Annotated in this window: 14 protein-coding genes; 5 read left to right on the top strand and 9 right to left on the bottom strand. The window is 65.3% G+C overall.

Annotated elements, in window-relative coordinates:
* Positions 1–13: 13 nt before the first annotated feature.
* The 5 genes from M3O59_RS09355 to M3O59_RS09335 all read left to right on the top strand — a co-directional run bounded on the left by M3O59_RS09355 (position 14) and on the right by M3O59_RS09335 (position 5,294).
* A complete protein-coding gene (locus tag M3O59_RS09355; RefSeq protein WP_116905481.1) occupies positions 14–1,444 on the top strand; it encodes an amino acid permease in 1,431 nt (476 codons plus the stop codon).
* A 632-nt stretch (positions 1,445–2,076) separates the two neighbouring features.
* A complete protein-coding gene (locus tag M3O59_RS09350; RefSeq protein WP_064634972.1) occupies positions 2,077–2,730 on the top strand; it encodes a methylthioribulose 1-phosphate dehydratase in 654 nt (217 codons plus the stop codon).
* Between the two features lie 35 nt (positions 2,731–2,765).
* Complete coding sequence (locus tag M3O59_RS09345; protein ID WP_064634973.1) at positions 2,766–3,332, top strand: 1,2-dihydroxy-3-keto-5-methylthiopentene dioxygenase; 567 nt, start codon at positions 2,766–2,768, stop codon at positions 3,330–3,332.
* A gap of 2 nt (positions 3,333–3,334) precedes the next feature.
* The gene (gene mtnC / locus M3O59_RS09340; protein ID WP_116905479.1) at positions 3,335–4,033 is read left to right on the top strand and encodes an acireductone synthase; all 699 of its coding nucleotides are present in this window, start codon (positions 3,335–3,337) and stop codon (positions 4,031–4,033) included.
* Between the two features lie 184 nt (positions 4,034–4,217).
* The gene (locus tag M3O59_RS09335) at positions 4,218–5,294 is read left to right on the top strand and encodes a C13 family peptidase (protein ID WP_116905478.1); all 1,077 of its coding nucleotides are present in this window, start codon (positions 4,218–4,220) and stop codon (positions 5,292–5,294) included.
* Between the two features lie 271 nt (positions 5,295–5,565).
* Here the strand turns inward: M3O59_RS09335 and M3O59_RS09330 are convergent, their stop codons facing one another.
* From M3O59_RS09330 to hisG, 9 genes are all read right to left on the bottom strand, one after another.
* Positions 5,566–7,152 (bottom strand): calcineurin-like phosphoesterase C-terminal domain-containing protein, encoded by a 1,587-nt coding sequence (locus M3O59_RS09330; RefSeq protein ID WP_116905477.1) that lies wholly within the window; start codon positions 7,150–7,152, stop codon positions 5,566–5,568.
* Between the two features lie 171 nt (positions 7,153–7,323).
* Positions 7,324–7,944, bottom strand: coding sequence for a bifunctional phosphoribosyl-AMP cyclohydrolase/phosphoribosyl-ATP diphosphatase HisIE (hisIE, locus tag M3O59_RS09325; RefSeq protein WP_064634976.1), 621 nt, complete (start codon positions 7,942–7,944; stop codon positions 7,324–7,326).
* A complete protein-coding gene (hisF, locus tag M3O59_RS09320; protein WP_116905476.1) occupies positions 7,934–8,710 on the bottom strand; it encodes an imidazole glycerol phosphate synthase subunit HisF in 777 nt (258 codons plus the stop codon). The genes hisIE and hisF overlap by 11 nt, the downstream gene beginning before the upstream one ends.
* Complete coding sequence (gene hisA / locus M3O59_RS09315; protein WP_116905475.1) at positions 8,704–9,438, bottom strand: 1-(5-phosphoribosyl)-5-[(5-phosphoribosylamino)methylideneamino]imidazole-4-carboxamide isomerase; 735 nt, start codon at positions 9,436–9,438, stop codon at positions 8,704–8,706. The genes hisF and hisA overlap by 7 nt, the downstream gene beginning before the upstream one ends.
* Positions 9,435–10,037 carry an imidazole glycerol phosphate synthase subunit HisH gene (gene hisH, locus M3O59_RS09310; RefSeq protein ID WP_116905474.1) on the bottom strand — a complete coding sequence of 201 codons (603 nt, stop codon included), beginning with the start codon at positions 10,035–10,037 and terminating at the stop codon, positions 9,435–9,437. Before hisH ends, hisA begins: the two co-directional genes overlap by 4 nt.
* On the bottom strand, positions 10,034–11,161 hold the full coding sequence (gene hisB / locus M3O59_RS09305; RefSeq protein WP_116905473.1) for a bifunctional histidinol-phosphatase/imidazoleglycerol-phosphate dehydratase HisB: 1,128 nt from the start codon (positions 11,159–11,161) through the stop codon (positions 10,034–10,036). Before hisB ends, hisH begins: the two co-directional genes overlap by 4 nt.
* Entirely contained in the window at positions 11,158–12,249 is a 1,092-nt protein-coding gene (hisC, locus tag M3O59_RS09300) for a histidinol-phosphate transaminase (protein ID WP_116905472.1), read from the bottom strand. The genes hisB and hisC overlap by 4 nt, the downstream gene beginning before the upstream one ends.
* Positions 12,246–13,541: a histidinol dehydrogenase gene (gene hisD / locus M3O59_RS09295; RefSeq protein WP_249046908.1), complete on the bottom strand. Its 1,296-nt coding sequence runs from the start codon at positions 13,539–13,541 to the stop codon at positions 12,246–12,248. Before hisD ends, hisC begins: the two co-directional genes overlap by 4 nt.
* Positions 13,538–14,452, bottom strand: coding sequence for an ATP phosphoribosyltransferase (hisG, locus tag M3O59_RS09290; protein WP_116905470.1), 915 nt, complete (start codon positions 14,450–14,452; stop codon positions 13,538–13,540). Before hisG ends, hisD begins: the two co-directional genes overlap by 4 nt.
* Positions 14,453–14,454 lie beyond the last annotated feature (2 nt).

The following is a 14,454-nucleotide window of genomic DNA, read 5'->3' as shown; positions in this document are numbered from 1 at the left end:
CCGGAACCGCTTCATGTTCAAACAACTTTGGGCCACCAAACACCCACACGCCAGCCATGAGGCGGCCGACGGGCTTGGCCTGCAACGCGCGCTCGGCCCCTGGGGGCTGACCGCCCTGGGGATCGGCGCAGTGATCGGCGGCGGCATCTTCGTCATCACCGGCCAGGCTGCGGCCGACCATGCCGGCCCAGCGATCATGCTCTCGTTCGTGCTCGCGGCAGTGTGCTGCGCGTTCTGCGCGATGGCCTACGCCGAATTCGCCGCGATGGTGCCGGTCTCCGGCAGCGCCTACACCTATACCTATGCCACCTTCGGCGAGCTGGCGGCGTGGTTCATCGGCTGGATGCTGGTGCTGGAATACGGCGTGTCCGCCTCGGCGGTAGCGGTCAGCTGGACCGGCTATTTCTTGAGCCTGCTCGAACACTTCGGCATCCACTTGCCGGCCGCGTTCGTCAGCGCGCCGCTGGACGGCAAGCTGCAACCCACAGGTGCAATCGCCAACCTGCCGGCAGCCGGCATCGTGCTGCTGCTCACCTGGCTCTGCTATGTCGGCATCCGCAAGTCCTCGGCCATGAACATGGCCATGGTGATCCTCAAGACCGGCCTGATCCTGCTGGTGATCGCAGTGGGCTGGAAATACGTGGACACCGCCAACTGGCACCCGTTCATTCCGGCCAACGAAGGCCCCGGCAAGTACGGCATGGAAGGCGTGCTGCGCGGTGCGGCGATGGTGTTCTTCGCCTACATCGGCTTCGAAGCGGTGTCGGTGGCGGCGCAGGAATCGCACCGCCCGCAGCGCGATCTGCCGATCGGCATGATCCTGTCGCTGGTGATCTGCACCGTGCTCTACATCGCCATGGCGGCGGTAATGACCGGGCTGGTGCCGTACACCTTGCTCGGCACCGACGAGCCGGTGGTGACCGCGGTGGCGGCGCATCCGCAGCTGGCCTGGTTGCGCATGATCGTGGAAGTGGGCGCCTTGATCGGGCTATCGTCGGTGGTGCTGGTGATGATCATCGGGCAGCCGCGCATCTTCATGATCATAGCCCGCGACGGCTTGCTGCCGTCGATCTTTACCCGCATCCATCCCAAGTACCGCACCCCGCACATCAATACCGTGATTACCGGTGTCGGCATTGCTCTATTGGCAGCAGTGTTCCCGCTTGATGTGCTGGGCGAGCTGACCTCGATGGGCACGCTGATCGCCTTTGCGGCGGTCTGCGCCGGCGTGCTGATCCTGCGCCGCACCCACCCGGAACTGCCGCGTCCGTTCCGCATGCCGGCTGCCTGGCTGATCTGCACCGCCGGCGTGTTGAGCTGCCTTGCGCTGCTGTCGGCGATGACCCTGCACAACTGGATGCTGATGGGCCTGTGGACGCTGGTTGGGCTGGTGATCTACTTCGGCTACGGCTATCGCCACAGCCGCCTGCGCGACGGCCGCTGAGTACCCGCGTGGGCTGAAAGCGGTTGGGAAAACGATTGCGCGCCGTTCGTGGCAGAGGGGATGATCCGGGCCTTCGCTGTAGGGCGGATGGTCTGCTGCCTGGCTGCAGGGCCCTTGCCCGCCCACCATCGCAGGACGCGCCGCAAGTACGTCCATGTAGGCATTGACGCGGCATCCATGCCGCTCAAGGTCCCGCGACGGTGAGCGGGCAAGGACCGGTGGAGATGGTCGGTGTATCAGTGCAGGCGACAGGCGACGTTCGCTGGTTGTATGACTGGGCGCGGCCAGCTTGTAGCACCCAGACGCGAAGCCGCACCGCCTTCGCATCACAAGCCGCTTTGATAGAACCGCCGGCCAACGCTCTGGTGCGGTGCCCTCACCGGTTGCGGGACCGTTGGCGGCATGGATGCCGCCACCGAGCCTCCAGGGACGGATTCACGGCGTGTCATGCAAGCGGTGAGGGCACCGCGCGCTCGACCAACCTGGCTTTGACTGAAACCAACAAGATGTTGCACTCACCACTTGGCCGGCCGCTCGCAGCGACTTGCCTGCCGCCCCCGGCCAGGCGTGGCAGCAACACACCCTGCGGCGCTGCACCTGACCGTAATCCGGTGGGGCAGTAGAATAGCTGCATGAATGCGACCACTGCCCCCCTGCCCTATAGCGCCGCACGTCTGCACGAGCTGGCGCAGTTGTTGATCGCCAATATCCGCGAGCTGGCGCATGCCGGCTGGACGCCCGCGACCAGCAGCAACTTCTCCCATCGTCTGGACGAACAGCACGCCGCCATCACCGTCTCCGGCCGCGACAAGGGCCGCCTGGTCGAAGAAGACATCATGGTGGTGGATTTCGATGGCCTGGCCGTTGGCCGCCCGTTGCGCCCGTCTGCCGAAACCCTGCTGCACACCCAGCTGTATCGCCGGTTTCCGGAGATCGGCTGCGTGCTGCATACGCACTCGCCGGTGCAGACGATTGCCTCGCGCCTCTACGCCGGCACCGGCGTGATCCGCCTGGAAGGCTACGAACTGCTCAAGGCTTTCGAAGGCAACACCACCCACGAAACCGCGGTGGACGTGCCGGTGTTCGCCAACACCCAGGACATGCAGGTGCTGGCCGCGCAAGTGGACGCCTTGCTGGACAAACAGAGCATGTGGGGGTATCTCATCGAAGGACACGGCCTGTATGCCTGGGGCCGCAACATGGCCGAGGCACGCCGTCATCTGGAAGCGTTCGAATTCCTGCTGCATTGCGAACTCGAACTGCTGAAATTGCGCGGCACGCGCTGAGCACCGCCCGTCCCCCATTCGTGAGCCAGACCGCCATGAGCCGACTGCGTATCTTTGCCGACACCAACCCGACCACCCCGGAATTCGACAGCCGCGACGGCGATGCGATCGCCGCCGAGCTGGTCAAGATCGGCGTCACCTTCGAGCGCTGGCACGCCAGCCAGCCGGTCGAACCGGGCGCAACTACCGAACAGGTGATGGCCGCCTACCGCGCCGATATCGACCGCATCAGCGCCGAGCGCGGCTTCAAGACCGTGGACGTGGTGAGCATCGCCCCGGACAACCCCAAGCGCGAAGAAATGCGCGCCAAGTTCCTGGACGAGCATTTCCACAAGGAAGACGAAGTACGCTTCTTCGTCGCAGGCTCGGGCCTTTTCACGCTGCACGTGGACGCCAAGGTCTATGAGATCGAGTGTGTCAAGGACGACCTGATTGCCGTGCCCGACAGCACCTTGCATTGGTTCGACATGGGGCCGGAGCCGCACTTCGTGGCAATCCGCTTCTTCACCGAGCCGGACGGCTGGGTCGGCCATTTCACCGGCACCGAAATCGCCAAACAATTCCCCCGCTACGCCCCCGAGACACCTCACAAGGCCAGCTGACGATGACACGACCGCAAGCGATCCTCACCGATATCGAAGGTACGACCAGCAGCATTTCGTTCGTCAAGGACGTCTTGTTCCCGTATGCGCGCCGCGCCATGCCCGCCTACGTGCGCGAGCACGGCAATCATCCGCAGGTGCGCCACTGGCTCAACCAGGTGGCCGATGAAATCGGCGAGGACGTGCCGGACGAGGTCCTGATCACCACGCTGCAGACCTGGATCGACGAGGACCGCAAGCACACCGCGCTCAAGGCCTTGCAGGGCCTGATCTGGGGCGATGGCTACAAGACTGCCGACTTCACCGCACACATCTATGCCGATGCGGCGATCCAGCTCAAGGCCTGGCACGCGGCGGGCATTCCGCTGTACGTGTACTCCTCCGGCTCGGTGCCGGCGCAGAAGCTGTTTTTCGCGCATAGCGATGCTGGCGACTTGAGCGGGCTGGTGACCGACTGGTTCGATACCGAAGTCGGCCCCAAGCGCGAAAGCGGCAGCTATCGCCGCATTGCCGAGCGCATCGGCGTGCCGGCACCGGAGATCCTGTTCCTGTCGGACGTGATCGAAGAGCTCCATGCCGCCAAGCGCGCCGGCATGCGCACCGCGCTGCTGGACCGCCTGGAGGACTACCCCACGCCGCGTTCGGCCGACGATGTCGGCAGCCACCAGCGTGTGGAAAGTTTCAGCCAACTGGTGTTTTAAGCACGCTCGGTTGACCGACCGCGCGCACCGTCGGGTGCGCGCGGTCGATCTGTGGCGCTGCGTGAGCCGCTGGTACGTTAGCGCCTCGGACGTGGCATCTATCTGCTGGGATGGTGGTCTGTGCTGCGATCGCTGCGCTCGGACGCTGCTCTGCCACTGTCTCTCCTGGACCTCGGCATTCTTCATGTCGCTGCATTTCCCTCCTGGATCAAATGCCTTGCTGCGAGGCCTCACGCTACTGATTGTCGTGGTTGCGCTAGTGGCCGGCTGCCATCCGGATGCCGGAGCTGCGTTGCCGGCTCAGGCAGCAGCTCGCCAGGACGAGGTAGATCCGGTCGATCAGGCCGCGCTTGCGCAAGCATTGAAAGCGCTGCAGCCGCAGCGCCCCGGCGTCACCGATCTGTATGTGGTCGGCTTTGCCGGCGATGCCAGCGACGATGTGTTCCGCAACGAAACGCTCTACCTCAAGCAGTTGTTCGAGCAACGCTTCGCTGCGCGTGGGCACGTGGTCACCCTGGTCAACAACCCGGACAATCTGGGCGACCACCCGTACGCACCGCTGGCAACCTACGACAATCTGTACGACACGCTTGCCGCGATCGGCAAGCGCATGGATCGCAAGGAAGACGCGCTGCTGTTGTTCGTCACCACGCATGGGACCGAAGACCACAGTCTGTACGTGCAGGTGGACCAGAACGAAGAGGACTTCATCAGCCCGCAGGACCTGCGCGCGGCACTGGACGATGCCGGCATCGACAATCGCATCATCGTGTTGTCGACCTGCTATTCGGGAGGCTTCATTCCCGCGTTGCGCTCGCCTCAGACGCTGATCCTCACCGCTGCGCGTGCCGACCGGCCCTCGTTCGGCTGCGGCAACACCTCCAGTGCCACCTATTTCGGGCAGGCGTGGCTGATCGATGCGATGAACCAGAGCGACGACCCGCTGGCCGCATTCGACATTGCCAAGGCCGCCATCACCGCACGCGAGAAACAGCAAGGCGAGTTGCCGTCGTTGCCGCAGCAGTCGCTGGGCAAACGCATCGCGCCGGTACTGGCACGTTGGCGCGCCGGCCTGCATGCAGGGCCCGCGGTTGCGTATCCGTATCCCCCGCTGGAGACGGATGCCCAGACGCAGCCGGACGCCGGTTCAACCACCAGTCCCGGCGACCCAGCGTTGGATAAGACGCCACGCTCACAGGCAGCCGCAGCCGCCGATGCATCGTCCAAGCCGCCGCTTGGGGCTGCGGCATCCAGTCGGTAACCGCAGCGAATTGCTGAGACTAATTCTCATTTCGTCAGCGCCGGCGCGGCATCGCTACACTCGCCCGGCCAGCCAGCACTTGCCAGCCAGCACCGATCTTCGCCAGCGCGCCAACGCCTGCCAGCCCGGATCCCAAAACGCCTCCCATGTGGAGGCGTTTGTGTGTATGGCAGTCAGGATGATGCTTTGCAGCCGACGCGGCGCCTCAAGACGGCGATACCGCAGCCGCGGGTGCCGGGTATCAACAAGACAACAGGTCACTGCCGTTGCTTCAAGGTTCGGCAGTTTGCAGGCGATACACGGTGCTGGCGCTGTACTGCCCGGTCGGCAGATTTGCGCGGACCTCGACCGTGTGTTCGCCCGCCTCCAGCGTGGTCGGCAATGCGCCGCGCCAGAGATGCGTGGACGGCGTGGCCTCCGGCGAGCGGTCGTAACCGCGTAGTGCATCGGCCGCATCGTCGCGCACGTTCTCTGCCAGCACGCGCGGATCGGCGCGCTCTACCCGCTTCATCGGCTGCCAGGCGCCGTTGTCGATGCGCATCTCCACCACGGTGTCGTCCCGGCCCATGAACACATTGGCGTAGATGCCCCACGCCGCATACGCGCCCTTACGCAGTACCTTGGGCGCCTGCAGCAGCAACTGCGCATCGTCGGCCGCGCGCGCGGCGTGATAGGCCAGCGTGTAGTCGCCGCTGGGTGCCACCTGCAGCACCGCATAGCCATTGGGGGTGCCGTCGCTCATGGTCGCATCGGGGATGCCGTCGGCATCCTTGACGCCCGACCAGAACGCACCGCAGGCCGCGCCCACGTTGTATTCGTGCAACGGTTTGGCGCCCTGCCAGCCTTGGTCGGCCCCGTGATCGACCTGACGCTGGGTATGGCTGTGTCCGCTGAGCACCAGTACATGCGGAAACTCCTTCAACAGCGCAAACAAGCGACTGCGATCGGCATGCCGGAAGGTTTCCTGTCCTGGCGCTGCATCGAACAATGGAATATGCATACCCAGCACCAGCAGGCGCTCGCGCGGCAACTGCGCAAGATATGCCTGCAGGAACACGAATTGATCTTCGCGCAGTCCGCCCACATACGCCGGCTTAGCGCCGGGCGTATAGATCACATCGTCCAGAAACACGAAGCTGGCGTTGGCCTCTTCCACGGCATAGGTGTCCGGGCCGTAGACCGCACGCCAGCTGTCCAGCGACTGCGCATCGCCGCCGGCATCGAAGTTGAGATCGTGATTGCCCGGCACATGGAACCACGGCACGCCCAACTGCGTGGTGACCTTGTTCAACGCCGGGTACAGGCTCAGATCGTCGCTGACGATATCGCCCAGCGTGGTACCCAGCCTGGCGGCGGTCTTGCCGACGATCGGTGCGACGATGTCGCGCTGGTAGTAGCCAACGTCGGCAAGGCTGGCGGTCTGGCTGTCGGCAAACACCAGCATCTGGAAGCCGTCGGCCGCGGCACTGGCGCGCGGGGTCAGCGCGAAATCCCAGTTGCGCGTGTTGCGGCCGGTTGCGGCGATACCCCCGTATTTGTGCTTGGCAGAGCCGCTCGGTGCGTAGTGGCGCCAGAACGCGGGCAAGCCGTCCGCAGCCGGCACGAAGCGGCGGTCGCCCGGCTTGATCACGAATACGGTCTGCCCATCGCGCACCGGCAAGCGGTAGCGGCCTTGCGCATCGGTGCGCACCAGCTGCTCACCATCGGAGACGGTGACCTCTGCGATGCCCGGCTCATCGGCGCTGCGCCCGGCACGCCCATCGCGCTCTTCGTAGACGATGCCATCGACGATGGCGTCAGCCGCTTGCGCGGTTCCGGCAAGCAGGCCCAGGGCGAATAAAGCAAAGCGAAACTGCATGGGTGTTCCCGCGCGAAGATCGGCGAAGTGTACCCGTGGTGGCGTAGCACACGATGCAGGTTCGAGCGCCGAGAGACACACAACGACAAATCCTGTAGGAGCGCCCTGGGGCGCGATGCGGCATTCCCGCTAACGCCGCATCGCGCGCCAGGGCGCTCCTACAAAGCCACTTTACTTGTGCCGCGATTCCAGCAAGGCCGTCGCATCGCCAAGGCCCAGCCCGCGTGCGTGCAACAGCACGATCAGGTGATACAGCAGATCGGCCGATTCGCCGAGCAACTCCGCGTCGCCCTGCACCACGCCGGCCAGCGCGGTTTCCACGCCCTCCTCGCCCACTTTCTGCGCGATGCGGCGGATGCCGTCCTCGAACAGCTTGGTGGTGTAGCTGCCGAGCGGGCGTTCGCGCTCGCGCTCGGCCACCAGTGCATCCAGGCTGCCCAAAAACTGCCCCGGCGCAGTGGGGAAGCAGCTGGTGCGGCCCAGGTGGCAGGTCGGGCCATGGGGGCGTGCCTGCACCAGCAGCGTGTCGGCATCGCAATCGGTCTCGATCGACACCACGCGCAGCACGTTCCCCGAGCTCTCGCCCTTGGTCCACAAGCGCTGCTTGCTGCGACTGAAGAAGGTGACTTCGCCGCGCTGCTGCGTGACCGCCAGCGCTTCGGCATTCATGTAGCCCAGCATCAACACGCGCAGGTTGTCGGCGTCCTGCACGATCACCGGCAACAGACCGTCGCCCTTGCTCCAGTCCAGCGCTGCGAGCGCATCGCCGCCTGCCACCTCGTTACTGCCCATCGCGTACCTCGATCTGTTGCGCGCGCAAGAATTGCTTGAGTTGCGGAATTGGAATCGCACCGCTGTGAAACACGCTGGCCGCCAGCGCGCCATCCACATCGGCCTGGTCGAACACATCGGCAAAATGCTGCATCTCGCCGGCGCCACCGGAGGCGATCAACGGCACCCGGCATAGCGCGCGCACCTGGCGCAGCTGCGCAATGTCGTAGCCACGGCGCACGCCGTCGTTGTCCATGCAATTAAGCACGATTTCGCCTGCGCCAAGGCGCTGCACTTCGGCCACCCAGTCCAGCGTGCGCATCGGCAGCGCCTGGGTCTTGCTCGGGTCGCCGGTGTAGCGGCGCACGCGCCACTGGCCGTCTTGTTCGCGGATGGAATCGATGCCCACCACCACGCATTGCACGCCGAAGGCATCGGCCAGCTCGGAAATCAATTGCGGGCGACCTAACGCAGGCGAGTTGATCGAAATCTTGTCGGCACCGGCGTGCAGCACCGCACGCGCCGTTTCCACATCGCCAATACCGCCAGCAACGCAGAACGGGATATCGATCAGCCGCGCCACGCGTTCCACCCAGGTGTAGTCGACCGAGCGCCCTTCCGGGCTGGCACCGATATCGTAGAACACCAGCTCGTCGGCACCTTGTGCGCGATAGCGCAACGCCAGCTCGACGATGTCGCCCATATCGATATGATCGCGGAACTTGACGCCCTTGACCACGCGACCATCGCGCACGTCAAGGCACGGAATGATGCGGCGGCTCAGCATGCCAGTGCCTCTTTCAACGCAAGATGTCCTTCCAGCAAGGCCTTGCCGAGTACGATGCCGGCGCAACCCGCGGCCTTGGCGGCAGCGACATCGGCCAGATTGCGCGCGCCACCGGAGACCTGCACCTGCAACTGCGGGGTCAATGTGCGCAGATGCGCGTACAGCGCCATGTTAGGACCAGACAACATGCCGTCGCGGGCGATATCGGTACAGAGCAGATGCTGCAGGCCGGCCTGCGCGTAACGCACGGCCAACTGATCCAAGGTAGCGTCGGCGGATTCGGTCCATCCGTGCACTGGCAGTTGCCATACGCCATTCGCGTCCTGGCGCGTGTCCAGCGCGATGGTCAGGCGATCGGCACTGAATTCCTGCAGCCAACCAATCACCGTCTCACTGTCGCGCACTGCCAGCGACCCAATCACCACGCGTGCAGCGCCCGCATCGAGGATGCGCGCCACATCGTCGCGTGAGCGTACGCCGCCGCCGGTCTGCACGTGCAGACCGGCGGCACGCGCGATCTCGCCAAGCGTGGCAGCCAGGGTGTAGCCGCCCGCCTTTGCCGCATCCAGATCGACCAGATGCATCCACTGCGCGCCGGCTTCGGCAAATGCCTGTGCGCGCGGCAGCACATCGTCGCCGTACTGCGTTTCACGTGCGTAGTCGCCTTGCAGCAACCGCACCACGCGGCTGTTGCGGATATCCAGCGCCGGGTAAACGGTGAAACTCATGGGAAGCTCATCTCAAGAAAATTGCGCAGGATGCGTGCACCGGTGTCGGCCGAACGCTCGGGGTGGAACTGCGCGCCGCAGCGCAGGCCGTGCTGCACCACTGCGGTAAACAGCCCGCCGTGATCGCAGGCGGCCACGGTGTCGGCCGTCACCGGCGCAGCGTAGCCATGCACGAAATAGGCACTCGCACGCTCGGGTAGGCCGGCCAGCAGCGCGGATTCGCGCATCGGCACCAGCTGATTCCAGCCCATGTGCGGCACGCGAATCCCAAGCGCGGGCGTCATGTGGCGCACGATGCCCGGCAGCAGGCCGAGGCAATCGACATCGCCTTCTTCGGAATGTTCGAACAGCAACTGCATGCCCAAGCAGATGCCGATCAACGGCACCTGCAGTTGTCGCAATGATTCGACCAGGCCCTGTGCGCGCAGGCGCGACATCGCCTCGGGCGCAGCGCCGACCCCGGGCAGGATCACTCGCTGCGCGCCTTGCAGCCCTGCTGCATCGCGCACCACGCGCGCTTCCACGCCCAGCCTTTCCAATGCGTAGCGCACCGAGCCCAGATTGGCGCCGCCGGCATCGATCAACGCAACATCGGTCATAGCGCGCCCTTGGTGGTTGGCAAGGCGGTGCCTTCGCGACGGATCGCCTGACGCAGCGCACGCGCCAAGGCCTTGAAACAGGCTTCGACCTTGTGGTGATCGTTTTCGCCGCGCACGCTCAGGTGCAGATTCAAGCCCGATGCATCGCAGATCGAACGGAAGAAGTGCGGCACCAGTTCGGTGGGCATGTCGCCCACGCGCTCGCGCTTGAACTCGCCGTCGAACACGAAGTACGGCCGGCCGCTGAAATCCAGCGCAGCACTGGCGATGGTTTCGTCCATCGGCAGCGTAAAGCCGTGCTGCGCGGTGTCGCCAGCCACGCGCCACGGGCTGCTTTCGGGATCAAAACCATAGCGGCCGATGCCGCGCTTGTCGCCCAGGGCTTCGCGCAGGGCCTGGCCAAGGGCAAGGCCGGTGTCTTCGATGGTGTGGTGCTCATCGATCTGCAGATCGCCTTCGGCGCGAATGTCCAGCGCAAAGCCGCCGTGCTTGCCGATCTGTTCCAGCATGTGGTCGAAGAACGGCAGCCCGGTGGCGGTTTTTGGTTCGGCCACGCGATCCAGATCCAGCTCGACGCGGATTTTGGTTTCCTTGGTATTGCGCTGGACCACCGCGCGGCGCGGTGCATCGGCCAGTTCGTGCGCGATGCCGGGCCAATCCCACTCGCCACCGAACTCATCGGTGCGCAGCTGAAAGCCGCGGATATTGAGGTTCTGCGCGAACTGGATGTCGGTGATACGGTCGCCCACCATCGCCGAGCGCGCCCAGTCGATCGTGCGGTCCTGCAGATACGGCACCATCAGGCCGACGCCGGGTTTGCGCGTGGGCGCGTTGTCGGCCGGCCAGCTGCAATCGATCAGCACTTCGCGGAATTCGATGCCCTGGCTGGCGAAGACCTGCAACATCAAATTGTTGGGGCCATCAAACGAGGCTTGTGGATAGCTTTCGCTGCCCAGACCATCCTGATTACTGACGATGACGAATTGATAGCCGGCATCGCGCAACTTGAGCATCGCCGGAATCACGTTATCGACGAAGCGCAGTTTTTCGTAGGCGTCGATCTGGTAATCGGCCGGCTCGGTGATCAGCGTGCCGTCGCGGTCGACGAAAAGAATCGGAGTCATGCGGCGGCCTCCTGCGTGCGCTGCAGCGCGCTCAGCACGCGCGCGTTCTGTTCGTGCGTGCCCAAGGTGATGCGCAGTGCATCGGATAGTTGCGGCACCGCGCGTTGGTCGCGCACCACCACTCCGGCCTCCAGCAGCGCCTGGAACGCGGCTTCGGCATTGTTGAAACGCACCAGCAGGAAGTTGCCCTGCGAGGGATACACCTGACGCACGCCGGGCAGTTGCGCCAGCGCGTTGTACATGCGCTCGCGTTCGGTGCGGATCTCGGCGATGCGGCGCTGGGTGACTTCCAGCGCTGGCGCGGACAAGGCCTGCTCGGCCATTTCCGCGCATGGCTTCGGCACCGGATACGGCGCCTGGCAGCGGCGCAGCAACGCGATCAACTCGGCATTGGCGATCAGCGTGCCGATACGCGCAGCCGCCAGCGCGTGCGCCTTGGAGAGCGTACGCAGCACAGCGAGATTGTCGTAACGCGCAAGCAAGCTCACTGCCGACGGCACATCGGAGAACTCGCCGTAGGCTTCATCGACCACCATCAGCGCCTTGCCTTGCAAGGCCTGCAAGGCGGTTTCGATGTCTTCGAGGCTGATCGCCGAACCGGCCGGGTTGGAAGGCGAACACAGGAACACCAACTTGGCACGCGAGGCCAACGCTGCCTCCACGATTGCCGGGATATCCGCATGGAAACCGTCGGGCCCATCGACCAGCGGCACTTCTAGCAACGGCGCGTTCTGCAGGCGTGCGCACACGGCATACATGCCGAACACCGGCGGCGTCACCACCACCGCATCGCGCTCCGGCACGCACAGCCCGCGCACCAGCAGATCGATCGCCTCGTCGCTGCCGCGGCCGATCAGCAGCTGCTCTGGCGCGCAGCCGTACACGCTCGCCAACGCGCTGCGCAAACCCTTGGGCTGCGGATCCGGATAGCGCCGCGTGCTGGCGCCCGGGTCGGCCGGATTTCCCCACGCGGACTCGTTGGCGTTGAGCCAGACATCCCCCTGCAACGCGCTGGTACGCGCCGACGAATACCCGGCAAATGCGCGCAGATCTTCGCGCACCAACTCCAGAACCGATGCGGTGCTCATGCTGCCACTCCCATCCGCAGTGCCACGGCATTGGCGTGCGCATCCAGGCCTTCGGCGCGCGCCAGAATCAAGGCGCATTCGCCGATGCCGTCGATACCGGCCTTGCTGGCGGCCTGCACGCTCACCATATTCTGGAAGCTGGCCACGCTCACGCCGCTGTACGCGCGCGCCGCGCCGCTGGTCGGCAACACATGGTTGGTGCCGCTGCAGTAATCGCCGAGCGCTTCGGGCGTGTAATCGCCAAGAAATACCGAGCCCGCCGCTTCCACCTGAGCCAGACACGCGCGCGGTTCGCGCAACGCCAGAATCAGATGCTCGGGTGCATAGCGGTTGCTGATCGCAAAGGCGTCGTCCAGCGATTGCACCTTGATCAGCCGCGATTGCGCCAAGGCCTGGCGTGCGATGTCGGCTCGCGAAAGTTGCGCCAACTGCACGTCCAACTGCGCTTTGACAGCGGCAATCAACGCGTCGCTGTCCGATAGCAGCAACACTTGCGAATCCGGGCCGTGTTCGGCCTGCGACAACAGGTCGGCAGCAACGAAGGCCGGCTGCGCGCCGGCATCGGCAATCACCAGCACTTCGGAGGGGCCGGCCGGCATGTCGATCGCGGCTGCGCCGGATTGGGCCACCTGCTGCTTGGCTTCGGTCACAAAGCTGTTGCCCGGGCCGAACAGTTTGTCGCAGCTCGGCAACGACTCGGTGCCATACGCCATCGCCGCAATCGCCTGCGCGCCGCCCAACTTGAACACGCGGCGCACGCCGGTGAGCTGCGCGGCCACCAGCACCGCCGGATCCACGCTGCCGTCCTTGCGCGGTGGCGTGCATAGCACCACCTCGCGGCAACCGGCCAAACGCGCTGGCACACCGAGCATCAGCGCCGTCGACGGCAACGGTGCGCTGCCTGCAGGCACATATAACCCGACCCGCCCGATCGGGCGCACGATCTTTTCGCAGACCACGCCCGGCGCAGTTTCTACGGCGTAGCCGGCGCTCATGCCGGCGCGGTGAAAGGTGTCGATGCGTGCCACCGCGTCCTGCATGGCCTGGCGCAGTTCGGGTGCAACTGCGGCCTCGGCAGCCGCAAATTCGGCCTCGCTGACAATGAAACTCTCCAGCGACACACCATCGAAACGTGCGGTGATCTCGCGCAACGCGGCATCGCCACGTGCGCGCACATCGGTAATCAATGCAGCCACCGCATCGCGCGTCTGCGTGGCCACGGTCTGCACCGGGCGCGTCAACGCGTCGGTGCGTGCGGCGCTGTCGAGTTGGGACCAATCGAGAATGTTCATGCCAGCGAGCGCTCCACCGTCAACACCATCAAGCCTTGCGCACCTGCGCGTTCGAGTTCTTCCAAGCGTTGCCAGGTCACCGCGCCGTGGCACATGGTCTGCAGCCGCAGTGCGCCGTTGCCGTCGTCGGGCAACTGCACCAGCGGCTCGGCATCGGGCAGCAGGCGACGCAGCGCATCCACATGCGCCTGCTCGGCGCGGAACATCAGCAACTTGCTGTCGCGCAACTTGAGCACGCCGTCCATGCGCCGCAGTAGCATCGCCAACAGCGCTGCGCGTGCGTCAGCCGGCTCGCGCACCGCGCCAGCCAGTACCGCTTCGCTTTCCATCACCAGTTCGACCGGCTTGAGCTGGTTGGCGGCCAGGGTGGCACCACTGGAGACCAGATCGCAGATCAGATCGGCCGTACCCAGACGCGGGGCGATTTCCACGGAGCCGGAGAGCTCCACCACCGCCGCATCGATGCCCTGGCGCTCCAGCCAGTCGGCCAGGATCGCCGGGTAGCTGGTGGCGATGCGCTTGCCGGCCAGTTGCGCCACGCCCTGCCACTCCCATTCTTCCGGCACTGCCAGCATCAACCGGCATTGGCCGAAACCGACCCCGCGCACGGCGTGGTAGGCGGCCGGCAAGCCGTTGCGGCGGCGCTCGGCGGCCTGCTCTTCCAGTTCGTTCTGGCCGACGATGCCTAAGTCGCAGACGCCATCGGCGATCAGGCCGGGGATATCGTCGTCGCGCACCAGCAGCAGGTCCACCGGCAGCGATTCGCCGTAGCAGAACAGCTTGTCGCGGCTCTGCCGCCAGCTCAGCCCGCACGCCGCCAGCAGGCTGCGTGCAGGTTCGGCCAGACGGCCGCTTTTCTGGATGGCGATACGCAACCGGTCACGTGCCGGCGCTGCCGTGGAAGCACTCATCT

Source organism: Xanthomonas nasturtii, from assembly GCF_023337365.3.
Taxonomy (GTDB): domain Bacteria; phylum Pseudomonadota; class Gammaproteobacteria; order Xanthomonadales; family Xanthomonadaceae; genus Xanthomonas; species Xanthomonas nasturtii.
Note: the sequence above shows the minus strand (reverse complement) of the source record. Positions and strands in the feature narration are given on the sequence as shown.

Bases quoted from the DNA above. Each gene is read 5' to 3' on its own strand.
- M3O59_RS09355 (WP_116905481.1), top strand. From the start codon at position 14: ATGTTCAAACAACTTTGGGCCACCAAACACCCACACGCCAGCCATGAG.
- M3O59_RS09350 (WP_064634972.1), top strand. From the start codon at position 2,077: ATGAATGCGACCACTGCCCCCCTGCCCTATAGCGCCGCACGTCTGCAC.
- M3O59_RS09345 (WP_064634973.1), top strand. From the start codon at position 2,766: ATGAGCCGACTGCGTATCTTTGCCGACACCAACCCGACCACCCCGGAA.
- mtnC (WP_116905479.1), top strand. From the start codon at position 3,335: ATGACACGACCGCAAGCGATCCTCACCGATATCGAAGGTACGACCAGC.
- M3O59_RS09335 (WP_116905478.1), top strand. From the start codon at position 4,218: ATGTCGCTGCATTTCCCTCCTGGATCAAATGCCTTGCTGCGAGGCCTC.
- M3O59_RS09330 (WP_116905477.1), bottom strand. From the start codon at position 7,152: ATGCAGTTTCGCTTTGCTTTATTCGCCCTGGGCCTGCTTGCCGGAACC.
- hisIE (WP_064634976.1), bottom strand. From the start codon at position 7,944: ATGGGCAGTAACGAGGTGGCAGGCGGCGATGCGCTCGCAGCGCTGGAC.
- hisF (WP_116905476.1), bottom strand. From the start codon at position 8,710: ATGCTGAGCCGCCGCATCATTCCGTGCCTTGACGTGCGCGATGGTCGC.
- hisA (WP_116905475.1), bottom strand. From the start codon at position 9,438: ATGAGTTTCACCGTTTACCCGGCGCTGGATATCCGCAACAGCCGCGTG.
- hisH (WP_116905474.1), bottom strand. From the start codon at position 10,037: ATGACCGATGTTGCGTTGATCGATGCCGGCGGCGCCAATCTGGGCTCG.
- hisB (WP_116905473.1), bottom strand. From the start codon at position 11,161: ATGACTCCGATTCTTTTCGTCGACCGCGACGGCACGCTGATCACCGAG.
- hisC (WP_116905472.1), bottom strand. From the start codon at position 12,249: ATGAGCACCGCATCGGTTCTGGAGTTGGTGCGCGAAGATCTGCGCGCA.
- hisD (WP_249046908.1), bottom strand. From the start codon at position 13,541: ATGAACATTCTCGATTGGTCCCAACTCGACAGCGCCGCACGCACCGAC.
- hisG (WP_116905470.1), bottom strand. From the start codon at position 14,452: ATGAGTGCTTCCACGGCAGCGCCGGCACGTGACCGGTTGCGTATCGCC.